This window comes from Variovorax gracilis, assembly GCF_030317115.1.
Taxonomy (GTDB): domain Bacteria; phylum Pseudomonadota; class Gammaproteobacteria; order Burkholderiales; family Burkholderiaceae_C; genus Variovorax; species Variovorax gracilis.
Genome location: NZ_JASZYF010000059.1, coordinates 1 through 17387 on the forward strand (window position 1 = coordinate 1; position 17387 = coordinate 17387).

A 17387-nucleotide genomic window follows, 5' to 3' on the forward strand; every position below is an offset into this window, starting at 1 on the left:
CTAAGCCTGGCTCCCTCGCCCAACACCGCCTTCGTCCGTGCCATATCCCGTCCGCCATCGAGTTGCCACGGAAGCAATTGTAGGCGTCATTACTCTAATCGAACAGTATTGAGTCATGACGAACTCTCGCTCGAAGGTGGCCTTGACTAGGGGACGAGTGATCTCCTCCAAGCCACTGGCTATGGAAGCCTCCTGCACGCTCGCCCAGAGCTTCACGGCGATGTCCGGAATGCCTTGGTCATACTCATGAAACATTGCGACGCTGTTTCCGTCGATGTTCAGCAGCTTCTTGTTCCATTGGCACTTCCCGAGCGCATGGTGAAGCATCTCGTACTCCGAAATCGGCATCCCGGGTTCGGCAACCAAGGATAGGGGGTGCCACACCGATGAACCTCTCCCCGACATTCGGCGACCCTGACTGAATCGAGGACTCACCTTGCGCAGCATCTCGAGGGTCCCAGAGAAGATAAGAGGAATACGGCTCCTGTTTGATGCAGTGACCAGCAAACGACTCAGTGGCGTCTCGGCATGGAGTTCCTTCGCCTGGCGAGGCGACCTGTGTGCTGCCGCTTCCTTCCTGAACCGCGCGATCTTCTGAGCGGGATCCCTTTCATAGTTGGCCTCGTCGACCACGATGGTGCCGACATTGTGCTCGCGTGCGATGTTGAGAGCCACAGCCAGCCGCTGAAGCGCATTGAGCCTCTCGCGCTTCATGAATTGATCGGTGTAGTTCTCGCCTGGAAGGTAGTAGTCGAGTTCCTCGAAGATGGAGGAGGCGAGCGAATGGATGCTGTCTCCGTCGAAGGACATTTCGATGTACAAGTACGGTATCTGCCACTTGCCTAAGCTCTCGTGCCAGATCTTGGGCAAGATGAGCCTCATGATGTGCTGCAGGCCGAATGATTTGCCGCATCCGCTGGCTCCGATTAAGGCCATTGAGTTTTGCTGAGCACGCGGCGCCGGCCCATTGGGCCCAAAGTCGCAGCTCGCCTGTAGCTCGCACGACTTCCGAAGCGCCTCTGCCGCTCCTGGCGAATCAGGGGCGCGATGCCGATAACCCTCGTGTAGCAGTATGAACATCGCCCTGGCAAGTCGAACGAGACGGGGAAGTGGCACGACGAGATCTTCAACTGCGTGTGCCAGCGAAAGCCGCCGCTCCTTGGAGTATGAGCGCTCTAGTTCGGCGGCTTCTACTCGTACTTCGAGCGCCGTGGCGAGTTCCGCGTCGCTAGGGAGGGGAGGAAGTGCGGCGATCAGCAGGTTTTTCTTATAGCGTGGCTCGAGGACATTCCGATACTGTGCTTGATGCATTTTGCGGTCGTCATCAGCGTCCGAATTTGAAACTTGAGCATGTTTGGAGGACAAGGGCATTCGGACTCTCCTAAATCGAAAGAGGGAGTTGGTCGATCGCGCTCTGCGAAGTTAATTCGCGGCTGCGGCTATCTTCGGCTTACGAGGCCCACTGCGTTTGAAATGAGGATGCAATGTCGCTCCAGCGACCGGCTTCCCTCTTGCCGAAGGAGAACGCAGAAGACGAGCTTCATCGGCCAGCTCTGGATATCGGGAACGCATATGCCGAAAGCTGTTCCAGGCACCGATCGTCTGCAAGGCGCCCTGTACACCGATTTCCCTACCGGCTTGACTAGAACCGAGTCGGAGATCCCGAAGCGCTACTGCGAATGCGTGATCCCGCTCGCGAAGGTCAGAGGGTGGTGGACCGCTCGGGATGTAATCGAGTTTGCTTCCGTCAGACCCACTGAGTGCCAATAAGGCCCGCAAGATTGCGTGCTTGAAGGCAGGGGCCACAGCAGCCGGACGGGGCCGGATCATGAGGGGGAGCCACCACCAGTCGAGATCCTTGGCACTCAGTCCGATGTTTTCCAGATTGCCTGCGCGGTCCTGCGCCCAGCGAATGAGCCGCGACTCAGAAATCGGACGTGCACCTGAGATCAGTCCGGATTCCGCGAAACGGAGGCGATAGTTGCTGGCGGATCCGTCTAGAGGCGATTCCGACTGAATGATAAGAAGGGATTGTTCGGTCAGCGCTCGAGTAAACGGCGTGGTGCGCCGCAGGCTTGGCGCGTGCGGAAGCTCGTGCGGGAGCGCGTCGATCAGCGCCAGCGTGCCTGTAGCAGTAGCAAGATCGGTCTCGGAAAGTAGCCTCCCGTGAGGTATGCACATGAGGACGCCGGGAAGATGGTGCGAAAGATGCCAAAAGCTCTCCCCGGTCCGAAGGAACTCCTCGCGAGCACAGTCAGGACAGAAGCGGCGGTACGGCGTGTATTGCGTTACTGATTGGACGACCGCACCTAGTCCAACAGAAGAGCGCAAGCCAATCACCGCCAATTTGGTTCGTTCAAGTTGTTCAGCTGAGAAAAATGCAGTGCAATAGCTGAACACCGAATGGAACCTCAAGACATCTTCTGGATTCAGCAGCATCGCTTGGGCTACCGCAGGTACGTACGAGAACTGCAGGAGACCGGGCGACCATTTGCGCCCGAGGAGCGTCTTCATGAGGGAGCTGATGCGAATCTGGAAGCGTCGGCAAGTTCGGAGCAATGCACTCGTCGTGAGCTCATCGGAGTGGGGCCGCTGCAGTAGATACTTCATGAACGCTTCACGCGGACCCGATAGGCAACTGAGCGAGTTGCGTCGAAGACTTGGAGCTCGGGCGGTGGTCCGCCGCAATCCATTTTTTCCTTGCGGTCGCGCGTCCGATTGGACACAACAGATGGACGGGAGGGTAGGGCGTCATCGTGGAGGGTTGTGGCCGATTCCCAGGCGCTGCATGAACTCTTTGACTACCTCTGGATCCACGATTGAAGGCAGTGCAGATCCCGTCTCAGGCGGAGGAGCCGGCGGCACTGTAGTTGGGGTCGCCAACGGTTTGGGTGAGTTCGGAGCCTCGTCCGATACGCGGATTCCCACTTGCGTGCGAGGCGAAGGAGGCGTGTTGCCCATTGCATGGGCCACCGAGGCAGCCACGATTCCGCCGTGGACGTCCTGGCGCCGCTGGGCGGCCTCCTCGGCCCGGACGGCATCGGCGTTCCGGAACCGCGTCCCGAGTTTCATGCCAGTCGTCGATGCCTTCGTGGCGGTACGTGCCTGTGCGCTGATGGTCGAAATACTGTCATCCAAGCCTGCGCGGAACTCCTCGCTTAGGTGATCGGCCTCAAAGCCTATCTCCTCTTCGTGCTTTCCAATAATTTCCACCTCGGCAAAGCTCAGCCCCTTGAAACTTGCGCACGCGCTCACCAAGGTGCCAACGTACTCATGAACTCCATCCGGATCGAGGACTGCGATCTCGTCGCAGAGCATCCTGGTAAAGCGGACTTTGATAGGTTGGGCACCGTGGAGACTCGCGAGGCTCGCCCAGTCATCGAACTTCGGATCATCGAACTCATACCGGAGGTCGGCGAAGTGGATGCCGTCCTGGTGCACGCTGGCATCACCGGTTGGTAGGAGTTTGCGCAGCAAGTACCCTTGTTCGAAGTGCGCCCGATACCCCGTGCGCCGCCGAATGCCTTCGCGATAGAGATCGGCCGGAACGGGGTGCTGGTGTGCAAGGATCTGTGCGGGCGTCTTCGGATAGCTGGAGAGGGGTCTGAGGTTGTGTGCCTTGACAATCCTTAGGAGAATTACGCCGAGTTCTTCAAGGGTGAGGCTGGCATCTTTTTCGTATTTTTTTCCTCGACGCTTGCGAGCATTGGAGGGCGGCTCATAGCCTGCGGCGCTATCCTTCAGCGGAACCTGGATGGTATGAAAACCGGACTCCACGATGCATTTGCGGCGCGACAGTCGGCTAGGCGCATTGGTCACAGGAATGCGCAAGCCGTCGCAAAGCAAATCGCTTTCCCAGGTCAGAAGCTCTCCACGATCGGCAAAGAAGCGCTTTGGCATTGCGCCCGCGGCCGGCCAGTGTTGCTTGTCGTATGGCACGTCGAAGCGCCTGCACAATGCTTCCCAATCGCCGCAGATGCTGAGGACTGCCTGCTTTGCACCCTCCCAACTTGGGTTGTCCAGCGTTAGGAAAAAGCCGACGATTAGTCGCGAGTGCCGATCGATCACCAAGTACAGGGTGGCCTTACCGATGATTGTGGCGCGGTTGTCCCTGGCTACCAGCCAAAGGTCGATTTGCGTCGCGTCGATCTCAAAGACGTCCCCAGGGCCTCGCGCATCGTCGTGCGAGGAGCCTGACGCCGGTGAGTGGTTGTTGGAGAAGTCGGCTTCCCCCACTCGTTTCTTGTACTCAATAGCCGGCGGCAATACTTTCTTGATTGCGCGGCCAATCTGGGCCGTGGTCAGTCTCTGCCCGAGGGGCAACAGTCTCAAACGACCATCAGGCTCTTCGATGCACTGGCCATTTTTGTCTCGCGCTGCGAAGAACATCTTGTTGATGTGGGTTACTGTCGCAGCGATGGAGCGTATTTCGTCGGCCCCGTAGTGCTTGACGGCTTCGTCGATGATGCGCTTGAGAACTTCTTTTGGAGGGCGGTTTCAAGAGCGAAGTGCAACAGTTGAGTTATTGAACTGAGGAAGGGGCCTGCTGAGCCATCGCCAGCATGTGAGAGAAGACGGCCAGCGGGGTGTTGAAGCCATGAGTGGCACGAGGCCTGGAGTTGAGGCTGTCGGCGATGGCATCCAGATCTTCCTGACTGTAGACGCTCAGATCGGTGCCCTTGGGCAGGTACTGACGCAGGAGGCCGTTGGTGTTCTCACAGGTGCCCCGCTGCCATGGGCTGTGTGGGTCGCAGAAGTAGACGCGCACGCCGGTGTTGAGGGCGAGCTGCTGGTGACGACTCATCTCCTTGCCCTGGTCATAGGTGAAGCTGTGGCGCATCGGTGCCGCAATCGAATTGAGCTTGACGGTGAAGCCTGCAAGCGCCGAGACGGCGGTGGCATCTTCCATACGAGCGAGCAGCACCAAGCGGCTGGAGCGCTCCACCAGCACACCCACGGAGGACTTGTTGCCCGCCCCCTTGATGAAGTCGCCTTCCCAGTGGCCGGGCATCACGCGGTCCTCGATCTCGGGCGGGCGGACGTGGATGCTGACCATCTCGGGGATCTGGCCGCGCCGGTCATTGCCCCGCGTGCGCGGCAGGCGCGTGCCATGGCCCTGGCGCAGGCAGGCGATGAGCTGGCGGCGCAGCTCGCCCCTGGGCAGGGCGTAGATCGCGGTGTAGATGGTTTCGTGAGACACGTAGCGTGCAGGCTCGTTGGGGAAGGTGCGCTTCAGGGTAGCGGCAATCTGCTGAGGCGACCACTTCCAGTTGAGCATCGTCAGGACAACTCGCCAGGCGACGCCGCGGACATCGAGTTTGGCCGCGGGGCGTGAGGCGCACTGACGCGCCACGCAGGCCTGCTGGGCGAGATGGGAACCGTAGGCTTGTGCCCCCACGGTATTGCGTCCGAGCTCACGGCTGATGGTCGAAGCCGAGCGTCGCAGCGTGCGGGCCATGGCCCGCACGCTGCAATCTTGCTGACGCATGCTCGCGATGGTCATTCGGTCCTCGGGCTGCAGTTGCTGATAGCTGATTCGGTTTTGCATGGAACACCTTACTTGAAGAGGTGTTGCACTTCAGACTTGAGGCCGCCGAGGATTGAACTTCTTGTAGCGGTTGTTCTTCGGCTTCCTTCCCGCTATTCCCTTGTCTGACAGCTTGAAGATGACGTGAGTCTTGCGATGACCGGTGTCGATCTCTTTGGTCAGCGCGTGTTCGGGCTTGACGGTGCCGCATTTGAAGTAGCCACCCAGCAGTGCTTCCTCGGTCTGGCCACCCTTCCAATACTGCCGTAGATCCGCCAGAAGGGTGTTGTCGGTGGTGCCATGCACTTTCGCGTGATCTTTCAGCCACTTGCCTCTTCCCTTTGAGATGAAGATTCTCGGAGTGTTGTGGGGGGCCACCAGCTCTTCGATGCGCGTCCATCGCACCTTTCCTAAACGTCTATCCGAATCCAAAGTTTGAGTGGGCCGATTTGCAGGCTCCAGCGCAGCTAGCTCAAGTCGGTGCTCGCCAGCGGCCTTGTCAAGGAACGCGAAGCTGCGCCATTCCGGCAGAGGCTTCTTGCATTCCATGCTGAGTAGATAAGCACCGCAAGACTCTTCATCGGCTTTGTCATCGCCATCGTCGATTTGCTCGATGTGCAGTACGCGCCACAGGGACTCATCGATCTTTACGAGATCGTTCATGCCGAGGAAGACGAAGTGGTGATTCTCAGACGCGGTCATGGGCACCGCTCATCGGCGATCGTTGTGCGGGATGTGCTGCAACTCGAAGAACTCGACATCAAGCTTGACGGCCACCCTCTTCTCGTAGGCAAGGTTGTAGTACACGCGCAGTCCGGTCCCTTCTGGCAGCGAGTGATGTTTGTCATAAGCTTCGCAGAAGTCGGTGATCGACATGACGACGGTGGCCTCATCGAGCGCCTTGAGCATGCGCGGCTTGTTCGCTGTCAGCGTTCGGAGATCTTCGGAGACCTCTCCGTCGTGTGGAAGTGCCCCACGTAGAAGATCAATGTTGTTGACGATTGTTCGGCTCACTGTTTGCCAAGTGAAGAGGTCGTAGTCCATTCCCATGAGCCGGCACGCTTCCCGTTTAATGGATAGCTCCACCTGAACCTCCGGATCGTCGAGAGCCTCCTCCTCCTTGGCATCCCAACCGCACCTTTTGATGTGCATGTGTGCTGCAGGGGTGACGACGGCATCGATCGTGAGGACCTTGTCAGTCCTCGTTTTGGGATACGTCGGGTGTCGCACTCCCAACTGTTGTGCGATAGCGCGGGTGATCTCGCGCTCTACGGGGAAGTTCTCTTGATAGTCGGCGTATCCGTTGAACTCGTGCCACTTGTGCATGCCAAGCTCGATGTAGGAGTGGGTGTGAATGGTGCGGCCGACCAGCAGGTCCGGAATGCGAGTCTGGGTGCCTCGCGACGAGAATTCCTGCACGAAGAAATAGGGCCAGTAGTTCTTGCCCTCGCCAACACCGTGACCGATGGAGTGGCGATACTCCAGCACATCTTCTGTCCACTTCTTTGGTCCGGTACCCATGGGTCTTCTCCGCTTTGGTCATGAAGGGATGTGCGATGAATCTGTGGAGGCGCTGCAGTGGGCGCCACCTACGAAACTCTGTGGCGGCCACTATGTCAGCGTCGTCTCGGTAGCCCGACCGTGAAGTTCCCACGGAAAAAGGGAATGCCGCTTGCGTGGGCAACTGGCGGCACCAGAGGCGTACGAAGATCGCACTTTTGTCGCGCAATGCTTGGAGGTTGTAGCGGCACGCCGTGTTGCGGATACGCCGACTGTCCGGAGACATTCACCGAACGGCGCGGCCGTCGGTGCATGCCAGCCATAGGCCGACTTGCGTCGCATCGATTTCGTGGACTTCCCCGCGTGCACATAATGCGCATGTGAAGGAGTGCGTTGATCGCTTCACCGCTTGCTGTGCGGCTTGGTAGGCTGACTCGCTATGGCGCTCTCCTTCGCGGCAATTCGGTTCGCGATCCAGGAACATCGACACGGGTGCGCGCTGTTGCCGCCCGAGCGTAGTTGTGCAGGGTGGGCACCGAGGAGCCCCGCTGGCGACGATTAGTTCCTGGCGCCCTGCCGGATCGGTTACGAGTGTCGAGCGACCGTCAAGCACTTCGACACCATGGGCGATGAGGGGGAGCGGTTGGCGATGCTTCATGATGCGGTACCTCTGGCAGCTGTGATGGACCACCGAAATCGGGGACGAATTTGGGGCCTCCGCCATGCGAACGCGACGTGAACTGTAGGTAGCTCACGTGTTTGCGTAGGGCCGAGCGCGCAAATTCGTCCGTGAGTGACGAGCGGCACGCAAACTAGCTGGTGAGTGCCTCTAGACAATAAATGGGTGTCTCCATCGCCCTGGACGGATCTGAGGGATGGTTCCTGCGCGGCTCCGGTGATCATTTGCGAAGCGCGCGAGTGCCTCGGGGCACTCACCAAGCACTGGTGCGTATCGAAGGCCGTCGGTGTCACCGCAAAAAAGGTCATACGGCCAAGGCTGCGGCCTCGGGCGTGGGCCGTCAACCGATCAAAAGATACGTGTGTCAAGTCATTCCGTATACCTAGGTAGGGTTGCTGGCTAGGTATACTGAAACAAATTTGCGCATCCTTCGTTCGATGGCGTCTCGCGAAACTCCCTTGTCAGGGACGTTGGTTGTGGGTCCAGCCCCAGCAAATTTTCACCTCTCCCTGTGTTAGGGCGTGCAGGCTCGATCGACATGGAACGGCCACTGGCGGTGTTACAAATGTTTCACTTTGATCCAATGACGTTGCCGCGCCCGTTACAACGTTCAGGCTTTGTACCGAGCAATTCAGACCACATCCTTTTTTGGCAGTGAGAGGCAGTCTGCCAAGTCGGCCCAGGCCCTTAGGGAGTCGCCCAGCCGCGCACAGATCGCGCGCCAGCCGCGGTCACGTCCCAGCGCATGGTGTAAGTCTTCAGCCCGGACAGGGCTGAGATGCACGGTACTCAGCGTGCCACTGCGGACAGCCGAGTAGGTGCAGTATCGCTGAGGGTCTGCAGGCCCTCCAACTGCATGTAGCGCCGGTTGAGCGACCACTCGTCGTTCTGCTCGAGAATCATCGCGCCGACGAGCCGCGTGATCGAGGCGTCGTTGGGGAAGATGCCCACGACGTTCGTGCGTCGCTTGATCTCGGCGTTCAGCCGCTCCAGAGGATTCGTGCTGTAGATCTGCGTCCAGTGCGCTCGCGGGAAGGTCATGAAGGCCAGCACGTCGTTCTCCGCGTCGTCCATCAGGGTGCCGAGCTTTGGGAACCTGTCGCGGAGCTGGTCGGCGACCGATCGCCATTGCGCCCGCGCTGCATCGGCCGAGTCCTGTACGAACACCGTGCCGATGGCAGCCGAGACCATGCGCCGCTGCGTCTTGCCGGCGTGGGCCAGGGCATTGCGCATGAAATGGACCCTGCAACGCTGCCAGGTGGCCTTCAGCACCTTCGCGGCGGCCGCCTTGATGCCCTCATGGCTATCGCTGATCACGAGCTTCACGCCGCGCAGACCCCGGCGATTCAGGCTGCGCAGGAACTCGGTCCAGAACGGCTCGGCCTCGGAGGCCCCGACCTTCAGGCCCAGCACCTCGCGCTGGCCGTCGGTGTTCACGCCGACAGCCACTATGACGGCCACGCTCACGATGCGCCCGGCTTCGCGCGTCTTCACGTAGGTGGCATCGATCCACAGGTAGGGCCAGTCGCCCTCGATCTGCCTTCCAAGGAAGGCGTTGACGCGCTCGTCGAGCTCCCCGCACAACCGGCTGACCTGATAAACATCTAGTGTCGTGAGTTAGAAGTTCGCAAACAAAACCTCTCGACGCTAGCGAGGATGTCCTCGGCGGTCTTGGACCAAACGAAGGGCTTCGGTTTTGCGTTGTGGACGTCAAGGTACTGCCTGATGGCCTGCTCGAGTTGTCGCGTGGAGCGATGCGTGCCGCGGCGGATGCAGCGCTGCGTCAGCGTCGCGAACCAGCGTTCCACCTGGTTCAGCCACGATGCCGAGGTGGGCGTGAAGTGCACATGAAAACGCGGATGCCTGGCGAGCCAGTTCTTGATGGATGGCGTCTTGTGCGTGCCGTAGCACAAGCCCGCTTCGTGCGCCATGGTCCGGGTGCTCCAGTGCGTGGCGCCCTCGGGAACCGACTCCAGCGTCTTGGCGATGACCGCATCGACGCGCGCATCGTCGATGGTTCGTGGTGCACCCGAACGCGGCGCGTCGAGCAGCCCGTCAAGTCGGTACTCGACGAACCGCGCTCGCCACTTGCACACCGTCTGCTGGGCTACGCGCTGGCGCGCTGCGACGACCTTGTTGTCCTGCCCGTCCGCACAGGCCAACACGATGCGCGCGCGCAGTGCCAGGGCTTGCGCCGTCTTGCGTCGCAGCGTCAGAGCCACCAGTTCCTGCCGCTCCGTCTCAGTCAACACCAGTTGGGTCTTGGGTCGTCCGCTCATCGCCGCCTCGTCGTGTGGCCACAATACACGACCGATTCATCGGCTCAAAGATAGTTCAACGAACTTCTAACTCACGACACTAGCCTGAGACCGTTCAATGGTCAGTCAGCCACTCGCCCGCGGCTAGGGGTGGGTGCTTGCTCGCGAGCGATTCATCGGCTTATCTTGGAGCGCCAACGAAGGAGATCAACATGGAACTGTATGCAGCGATTGACTTGCATTCGAACAACAGCGTCTTGATGGTGATCGATGCGCAGGATCGAACGATCTTCGCCGAGCGCCTGCCCAATGATCTCAGTGCGATCGTGGCCGCTCTTCGCTCTTGCCCGGGTACGTTGCACGGAGTGGCGGTGGAGTCCACCTACAACTGGTACTGGCTGGTCGACGGGCTGCAGGATGCCGGCTTTACCGTGCACCTGGTCAACACCTCTGCGGTAAAGCAGTACGACGGGCTCAAGCACGGAGGCGATTTCAGCGATGCGCGCCACCTCGCTCACCTGCTGCGTCTGGGCATCCTGCCGGTGGGTCACATCTACCCTCGCGAGCAGCGCGCCGTACGCGACCTGCTACGCAAGCGCACCCAGCTCGTGCGAGACCGCACTACCCAGATCCTGAGCATGCACAACCTGATTGCGCGCAACCTCGGCGCGCGAATGAGAGGCGACTCGATCAAGCGCATGGAGCCAAAGGATGTCGATGCCATGGAACTGCTTGAGGAACAGAAGCAGGCCTTGAAGGCAAACCTGGCGGTGATGGATTGCATCGACGAGCAGATTCAACAGCTCGAGCGGAGTATCCTGGCCAAACTCAAGCCTCGCGAAGACTTCAAGGCGCTTAAGACTGTCAGCGGCGTCGGCGACATTCTGGCGCTGACCATTGCGCTGGAGACCGGAGACATTGACCGCTTTGCCGGCCCCGGCAACTTCGCCTCCTACGCTCGAATGGTCGACAGCCGTCGCGAATCGAATGGCAAGAAAAAGGGAGAAGGCAACGCCAAGTGCGGCAACAAGTTTCTCGCCTGGGCCTTCATCGAGGCGGCGCATTTTGCGGTGCGCTTCGACGCCACCATCAAACGCTGGTACCAGAAGAAATGCGCCAGTAGCTTGAGCGTCGTCGCAATCAAGGCCGTGGCGCACAAGCTAGCACGGGCCTGCTATCACGTGATCAAGCATGGACAACCATTCGACGTTGCGAAAGCCTTCGGATGAGGCGGCGCTCGAAAGATGCGAGCTGAAATGATCAATGGGACGGCGTCGACGATGTCGTACAAAAGCTGGCAGAACCATCGACCTGATTGCACACCGACGTCGATCCCCCCAACTCGATAAGTTCGTTGCGCCCGTACCGTGAGCCACAAGGAGCTGGATCACCATTCGGTGAAGCCACAGATCTGTGCAGCCGGCTCGCCTGGCTGCAAGGCTTGGACACGGTGGGGAACAGAGGGTTTTCTGGGGCTGCCAATGCAGCCAGGGGCCGAGCACCGCAAGGCGCGCAGGCCTTGATCCTGATGGGTGACTGGTGCGCTACGGCGTGACCACCGTTCGAGAACCAAGTGCGTGTCGAATTCTGCGCGGCTGGGAACACAAGCTTTGGAAGGAAGGGGGGAAGAAACGGGCGAGATCTCGCAGAAATGTGCTCGTCCCTATTGACACGAGGGGCTAATGGGTGGCTCTTGGAGACGCCGCTCATGCCAAGCGACTTGACCAAGTCGTCCACCGAACGGGTGGAGATGCCTTGCACGTAGGCCTCCTGGATGACGGCCGTGAGCGCCTTCTCTGCGGTGCGCCGAGGCTCGAGGAACTCGGGGAAGTAGCTGCCCTGGCGCAACCTGGGAATCTTCAGCTCGACACTGCCGGCTCGGGTGTCCCAGGTGCGCTCCCGGTAGCCATTGCGGCTGTTGAGGCGCTCGGGATTCTTCTCATCGTAGGCGGCGCCACAGCGTCCTTCGACATCGAGTTCCATGAGGCGTTGGGCCATGAACTGCACCATCTGGCGCAGGACGTCGACATCGGCTCCCTTCTCAGCGAGCTCGGCCAATGCCATAGTTGGGTTGGTCATCGTGATTTCCTTCAAGACAAGTTTGGTGGGTCGCACCTCAAACTTATCCGGTCTTCACGATGGCCCCCCCGAAGAGAGCGGTCGCTGCGCGGCAAGCCGCTTCGGGCTACGCCCTACGCGCCTTGCCGCGCAGTGAGTGAAGGAAGACTTACACCACTTGCTGGGAGTACGTCATGCAAAGCTAACGATTGCTTGTGGGTGCAAGTCCCATTCGGCCAAAGCCGTAGCGGGCAGGCCGGGACCGAGTCTTGCGGGCGTCGCGGTAACGCGACGTTTGAAGTGTAGACAGGGGCTGTACGGGGTGTGGGATTGAGCCTCGAAAGGTGGATGTTTGCGGAGGTCGAGCATGTTCCCGTTTTGCGAAGACAGAATGAGCGATCTCGCCATGCGAGAGATCGTCGCTCCGCCGGGGTCGAAGGCCACCTCACGTACAGAAGGCAAGCGTTGGAACATGAGAGGCCCGACCGGGTCCGTCGCGCTGGTCCGCGATGGGGGAGATCGACAAGGCAACGCCGGAGTCGAGCTTCGAGCTGAGGTCGGGAGTCGGACTCGTTCATAGTACCTATGAGACCGTCGAAGGAAACGAGACGCGTGGAGGGAAGGGGCGAGCCCGAAGGCCATCCGTGCGAGTCGGACCAAGGCCGGACACAGAGCCGGGATCCCTTGCAGAGACGACTTGAGCGGGTGAACGCGGCGGCGCGAAGCGCTGCCCGGACGCGGTTCACCGCGCTGCTTCACCATATCGATCTGGAGGCGCTCGGGAGAGCGTTTGATCGACAGCACCGGAGAGCAGCGGCGGGAGTCGACGGGATGACCGTGGATGCCTACGAACAGGACCTTGCAGCAAACCTGCAGGACCTGCACCGGCGCATCCACACCGGACGGTACCGGCCCAGCCCGGTGCGGCGTGTCCACATTCCCAAGGCCGACGGTGGTCGACGCCCCCTCGGCGTGCCGACCTTGGAAGACAAGATCGTCCAAGGCGCGGTGGCCGAGGTGCTGAGCGCGGTCTACGAGGCCGACTTCCTGGGCTTCTCCTACGGCTTCCGGCCGGGACGAAGCCCGCATCGGGCGCTGGCAGCACTGCACACCGCCCTGATGAGCCAGCGCGTGAACTGGGTGTTCGACGCTGACATCCGCAGCTTCTTCGACTCGGTTGACCACGAGTGGTTGATGCGGATGGTGGCACACAGGATTGCCGATCCGCGCATTCTGAGATTGATCAGGATGTGGCTGGAGGCCGGCGTCCTCGAGAGCAACGAGCTGCATGAAACGCAAAGGGGCACGCCTCAAGGCGCAGGCATCAGTCCGCTGCTGGCCAACGTCTTCTTGCACTACGTGCGTAAGCGGTCGATGAACTACGCCCTTCTCACTTCGGCGATGGTTGGGTAGGAGCCGCTCAGGCGGGGGTGAGATCAATGCGCCAGGGCAGCAGCGCGGCGTAGTCGTCGGCGGTCTGGGCCTTGGGCAACGCGATGAACAGCGCGCGAAGATAACGGTAGCCGTCGATGCCGTTGACCTGGCAGGTCTGCAGCAGCGAGTACAGATTCGCGCTGGCGTTGGCGCCAGCCACCGTGTCGGCGAACAGCCAGTTTCGTCGCCCGACGCAGAAGGGCCGGATGGCGTTTTCCTGCGCGTTGTTGTCGATGCTGTAGCGACCATCCTCGACATAACGCTTGAGCTTGCTCCACTGCGACGCGAGGTAATGCAGTGCTTGGCCCAGCAGGCTCTTGGGAAGCACAGCATGCAAGTTGGCGAGCAACAGGGCCTCGATGTCGGCCAGTACGCGCATGCTGCCCTGCTGGCGGGGCGCTGCCCGAGCTCGTTCACATCCGCGCCGTCGCGCCTGGCCTGTGCTTCCACTTCATACAGCTTGCCGATCAGCGCGATGAACCGCGCGGCCAATTGATCCGGCCCGCGCTGATCCTTGGGCAACGCCTGCAGCGCTTCGTGGAAGTAACGTCGGCAATGGGTCCAGCACCCCAAGTGCACGAGACTGTGCATCTCGGCCACCGTGTCGTAGACCTCGTAACCGTCGGTCATCAGAACCGCCCCTGGGCGGATTCCGGCGTACAGCGCCATCGCCGTCTTCGTCGAGCGGCTGGGCGAGTAGGTGAACAGCCGGATCGGTGGCCCCGTTCCGTCCTTGCCGCAACCATCGGTCATCTGTGCCCAGATATAGCTCTTGGCCTGCGCGCTGCGCCCGGGCTCCTTGAGCACCTGCAACTCGGTCTCGTCGCCGAACACCAGCGGTGCGTCCAGCAGTTCGTCGCGCAGCAGGTTCACCACCGGCTGAACCAGTTGCCCCAGGCGCACGATGCTGCCGGCCACCGTGTTGCGCGAGATGTCGGTGCCGCCGAAGCGCCCCAGCAGCGCCGCCTGCCTGTACAGCGGCAGCCCGTCGAGGTACTTCGACGTGGCGATCCAGGCCAGCGCGCTCTCGGTGAACAGCCCCTTGGGAATCACCTGCGCGGGGCGCGGGGCCAGGCGCATTCCACCGTCGCAGCACGGGCACGCGTACTTCACGCGCTCGTGGCGGATCACGCGCACCTGCTGCGGGATGATGTCCAACTGCTCGCTGGCCTCCACGCCGATCTCGCGCAAGGTTGCGCCGTCGTGGGGGCACACACGCTCATCCTCGGGCAATTCGTGCCGCATAACCTCGCGCGGCAGCGCCGGATCGAGCGGCTTGCGTCCGCGCTTGGCACGCTTGTGACCCGGCACGTCGATCTTATCGTCGGCGCTCTCTTCGGCTGCCGGCTCGGCCTGCGCCCCAAGGCTCTCCGCCTCGTTGAAGAACATGTCCTTCTGGTGCTGGCTCGCGGCCTCACTGCTGGCAGCGAACAACTGCCGCTTGAACTTGTTCAACTGCTCCTTGAACAGGTCGCGCTCGGTGCGCGTCACGCGCAGTTCGCCCACCAACGAATCGTTGCGCTTCAACGCATCGGCCAATGCCTGCTGGAGGGCGGCGAACTGTTCGAGCGTGGGCGTGTCGACCATCTGCCGTGTATTGTCCGCGGCCACACGACGTGACGCCATGCGGATATGCAGCAATGGCGCATCGCCACAACGGGCGCTCTCAGCCTACCCGTTCATACACGCGCTGAGGATGCCGCTGCACGATACCGATGTCGATGCCTTCAAGCAGCCAGTGCAACTGCTCCACAGTCAACGTCGGCACATCCGTCTCGCTCGGCCAGATGAATCGGTCCTCTTCCAATCGTTTGAGCAGCAGCCAGAACCCGTTGCGGTCCCAGCCCAGCACCTTCACCCGATTGCGCCGACGGTTGCTGAACACGTACACGCACGCAGCGAACGGGTCCAACCCGAGCGCCTGCTGCACCAGCGCCGCCAGGCCGTTGATATTGAGCCGGAAGTCCACAGGGTCGCGGTGCAAGTACACCTTCAGCCCTTCGTCGAAGCGGAACACCGCAGCCTCCCGAGCGCTTCGATCACTTCGCCAATGTGCCGTGGATCGACGTCGCGCAAATCGACCGCCACGCCATTGGGCAAGCGCGCTTGCAAACTCACCCCGGCAAATGCGTTGCCATCCGGATCGAACGGCGTCGCGGGTGTCGGCAACACCGGCACTGCCACGAACGTAGCTGGCGCGGGCACAGTACTGGCAACAGGCGCATGGCGCCGCCCGTGACCGTGCTCTCGCAGCCAGCGTCCAACTTGATTGGCATTGACTCCACACTCGCGCGCCAGGCGCGACACCGAGGCGCCAGGCCGCAGGCACAACGCCACAAGCTCAGACTTCGCCTTCTCGTCGTACACACTGCGCCCGTCGCGCTTGTGACCCACCACCAGTCGGCGCTTGAGATCTTCCAGATCGTCCGTCATTACGTTCCCGCGTTCGTTTACGTGGGAACGTAGGCTGTCAGCTCTCCGCCTGTGACTCAAGGACGCGGTTCATTGACCGCATACCTACGTGCTTGACCTCTGGGTCCATCAATGGCGGCGGCGCCACGCGCGCGGCCGCGTCAGCATCGTGCGGTACGCCGATGACTTCGTGATGGGATTCGAGAGCAAAGCCGACGCACAGAGGATGGTGGCCGCATTGAAGGTCAGACTGAACCAGTTCGGCCTTGCGCTGCACGAGGAAAAGACACGGTTGATCGCGTTCGGGCGCCTGACGGCGCTCGATCGCGCCAGGGCCGGTCTACCAAGACCCCGTACGTTCGCCTTCCTTGGCTTCACGCACTACTGTGGGTGGACACGGGACGGGCGATTCATCGTGAAGCACAAAACGCAGAGCAAACGTCTGACTCGCAAGCTGAACGAGCTGCGCAGTGACGCATGGCGCCGCATGCACGAACCCCTGGCTGACCAGCATCGCTGGTACGTCAGCGTGTTGCGCGGCCATTGTGCGTACTACGGTATGCCGCACAACTGGCGAGCGCTGGCCGGCTTCCGGCAGGCGCTGCGACGGATCTGGTTTACCTGCTTGCGACGACGCAGCCAGCGATCGCGAGCGGCAGGATGGGCCTGGTTTGACGCAGTGACAGCGCGCTACCCTCTGCCTCCAGTGCGGATCACTCGTTCTTGGGCACAGCAACGCATATGACGCGTCCGACCTTCGGGAAGAGCCGAGTGCGGGAAAGCCGCATGCTCGGATCTGTGAGGGCGAAGCCGAATGGCCTAGCTACTCGACCATCAACCCAGCCGCCGCTGGTGTGTTTGGATCCAGGGCGGGCGCAGTGCACGGCGGCCTGGACATGCGGTGCCCGAAGAGGGACCATTACATCTAGCAAAGGCGCTGTGCTTCCCCCGGTGCAGTCGTGAACCGCCGAGGTCTGTACGAGTTCGAGCAAGTCTAGTGGTGCCCGCAAATATCACCGAGCGCGCAGGAATGGTGAGGCAGGCGCACCGGACGAGGGCGTAGTACTGACCTGATCGCATTGGCAATGCGCTAACGGTCATGGGAGGCAGTCTGCCTCAGAAGCCCCGCTATTTGGATAAGTCTCGTTATCGATACAGCGATGCATTTTTGCTGATCCGGTGTAGTCCAGCAGGCCCCTCGCACCAACGCACGCGAGATGTGATCGTCATCGCCTGGAACTGCTGAACCACCGGCCGGCGCTCGGAGCCGGCGATCGGATTGTTCGAGAGGCAAACCGAGCTGCCTACTGCTGGGCCAATACACCCGAGCTGCGCTTCCTGCAGCCCCATAGAAACCAGCCTCGCTGGGGCGGTCCCGACGGCGCTCAAGCCGCTCAGAAGTGGACTTTGCGTATTTCGGCGATGGTGACCGACGATTTCGGGAACGTGACCGTTTTGAGCGATCGATGCCGAGTTGCGTGGGATTGGATTGTAGGAAGAGATGATTTGAGGGTTGCTG

General features: G+C 61.0%; 13 protein-coding genes and 3 pseudogenes. 3 read left to right on the top strand and 13 right to left on the bottom strand.

Annotated elements, in window-relative coordinates:
- From QTH97_RS35745 to QTH97_RS35780, 8 genes and pseudogenes are all read right to left on the bottom strand, one after another.
- The gene (locus QTH97_RS35745; protein ID WP_286573442.1) at positions 1–1371 is read right to left on the bottom strand and encodes an ATP-binding protein; all 1371 of its coding nucleotides are present in this window, start codon (positions 1369–1371) and stop codon (positions 1–3) included.
- A 51-nt stretch (positions 1372–1422) separates the two neighbouring features.
- Positions 1423–2610 (bottom strand): TniQ family protein, encoded by a 1188-nt coding sequence (locus tag QTH97_RS35750; protein ID WP_286573444.1) that lies wholly within the window; start codon positions 2608–2610, stop codon positions 1423–1425.
- Positions 2611–2751: 141 nt separating this feature from the next.
- Positions 2752–4389 (bottom strand): TnsB C-terminal domain-containing protein, encoded by a 1638-nt coding sequence (locus QTH97_RS35755; RefSeq protein WP_286573445.1) that lies wholly within the window; start codon positions 4387–4389, stop codon positions 2752–2754.
- Positions 4390–4522: 133 nt separating this feature from the next.
- Positions 4523–5536, bottom strand: a complete 1014-nt coding sequence (locus QTH97_RS35760) for an IS30 family transposase (RefSeq protein WP_444813518.1) — start codon at positions 5534–5536, stop codon at positions 4523–4525.
- 42 nt (positions 5537–5578) lie between these two features.
- On the bottom strand, positions 5579–6229 hold the full coding sequence (locus QTH97_RS35765; protein WP_286573447.1) for a hypothetical protein: 651 nt from the start codon (positions 6227–6229) through the stop codon (positions 5579–5581).
- Positions 6230–6238: 9 nt separating this feature from the next.
- Positions 6239–7048: a PDDEXK family nuclease gene (locus tag QTH97_RS35770; RefSeq protein WP_286573448.1), complete on the bottom strand. Its 810-nt coding sequence runs from the start codon at positions 7046–7048 to the stop codon at positions 6239–6241.
- Between the two features lie 1447 nt (positions 7049–8495).
- Positions 8496–9302: pseudogene (locus QTH97_RS35775) on the bottom strand (IS256 family transposase); the annotation flags it as partial.
- Positions 9303–9310: 8 nt separating this feature from the next.
- A complete protein-coding gene (locus QTH97_RS35780) occupies positions 9311–9985 on the bottom strand; it encodes a helix-turn-helix domain-containing protein (protein WP_286573450.1) in 675 nt (224 codons plus the stop codon).
- A gap of 191 nt (positions 9986–10176) precedes the next feature.
- Between QTH97_RS35780 and QTH97_RS35785 the strand changes: the two genes are divergently transcribed.
- Complete coding sequence (locus QTH97_RS35785; protein WP_286573452.1) at positions 10177–11193, top strand: IS110 family RNA-guided transposase; 1017 nt, start codon at positions 10177–10179, stop codon at positions 11191–11193.
- A gap of 415 nt (positions 11194–11608) precedes the next feature.
- Here QTH97_RS35785 and QTH97_RS35790 read toward each other — a convergent pair.
- Positions 11609–12043: pseudogene (locus QTH97_RS35790) on the bottom strand (transposase); the annotation flags it as partial.
- A gap of 810 nt (positions 12044–12853) precedes the next feature.
- Here QTH97_RS35790 and QTH97_RS35795 point away from each other — a divergent pair.
- Positions 12854–13435 carry a reverse transcriptase domain-containing protein gene (locus QTH97_RS35795; protein ID WP_286573454.1) on the top strand — a complete coding sequence of 194 codons (582 nt, stop codon included), beginning with the start codon at positions 12854–12856 and terminating at the stop codon, positions 13433–13435.
- A gap of 7 nt (positions 13436–13442) precedes the next feature.
- On the opposite strand, the pseudogene tnpC reads toward QTH97_RS35795, so the two are convergent.
- The 3 genes and pseudogenes from tnpC to tnpA form a co-directional block, all read right to left on the bottom strand.
- Positions 13443–15043: pseudogene (gene tnpC / locus QTH97_RS35800) on the bottom strand (IS66 family transposase).
- 79 nt (positions 15044–15122) lie between these two features.
- Positions 15123–15473, bottom strand: coding sequence for an IS66 family insertion sequence element accessory protein TnpB (gene tnpB, locus QTH97_RS35805; RefSeq protein ID WP_286573456.1), 351 nt, complete (start codon positions 15471–15473; stop codon positions 15123–15125).
- Positions 15449–15889, bottom strand: a complete 441-nt coding sequence (tnpA, locus tag QTH97_RS35810) for an IS66-like element accessory protein TnpA (RefSeq protein ID WP_286573458.1) — start codon at positions 15887–15889, stop codon at positions 15449–15451. Before tnpA ends, tnpB begins: the two co-directional genes overlap by 25 nt.
- An 88-nt stretch (positions 15890–15977) precedes the next feature.
- On the opposite strand from tnpA, the gene QTH97_RS35815 reads away from it, so the two are divergent.
- Positions 15978–16613, top strand: coding sequence for a reverse transcriptase domain-containing protein (locus tag QTH97_RS35815; RefSeq protein ID WP_286573460.1), 636 nt, complete (start codon positions 15978–15980; stop codon positions 16611–16613).
- 401 nt (positions 16614–17014) lie between these two features.
- Here the strand turns inward: QTH97_RS35815 and QTH97_RS35820 are convergent.
- A partial coding sequence (locus tag QTH97_RS35820) for a hypothetical protein (protein ID WP_286573461.1) occupies positions 17015–17387 on the bottom strand: 373 nt, incomplete at its 5' end.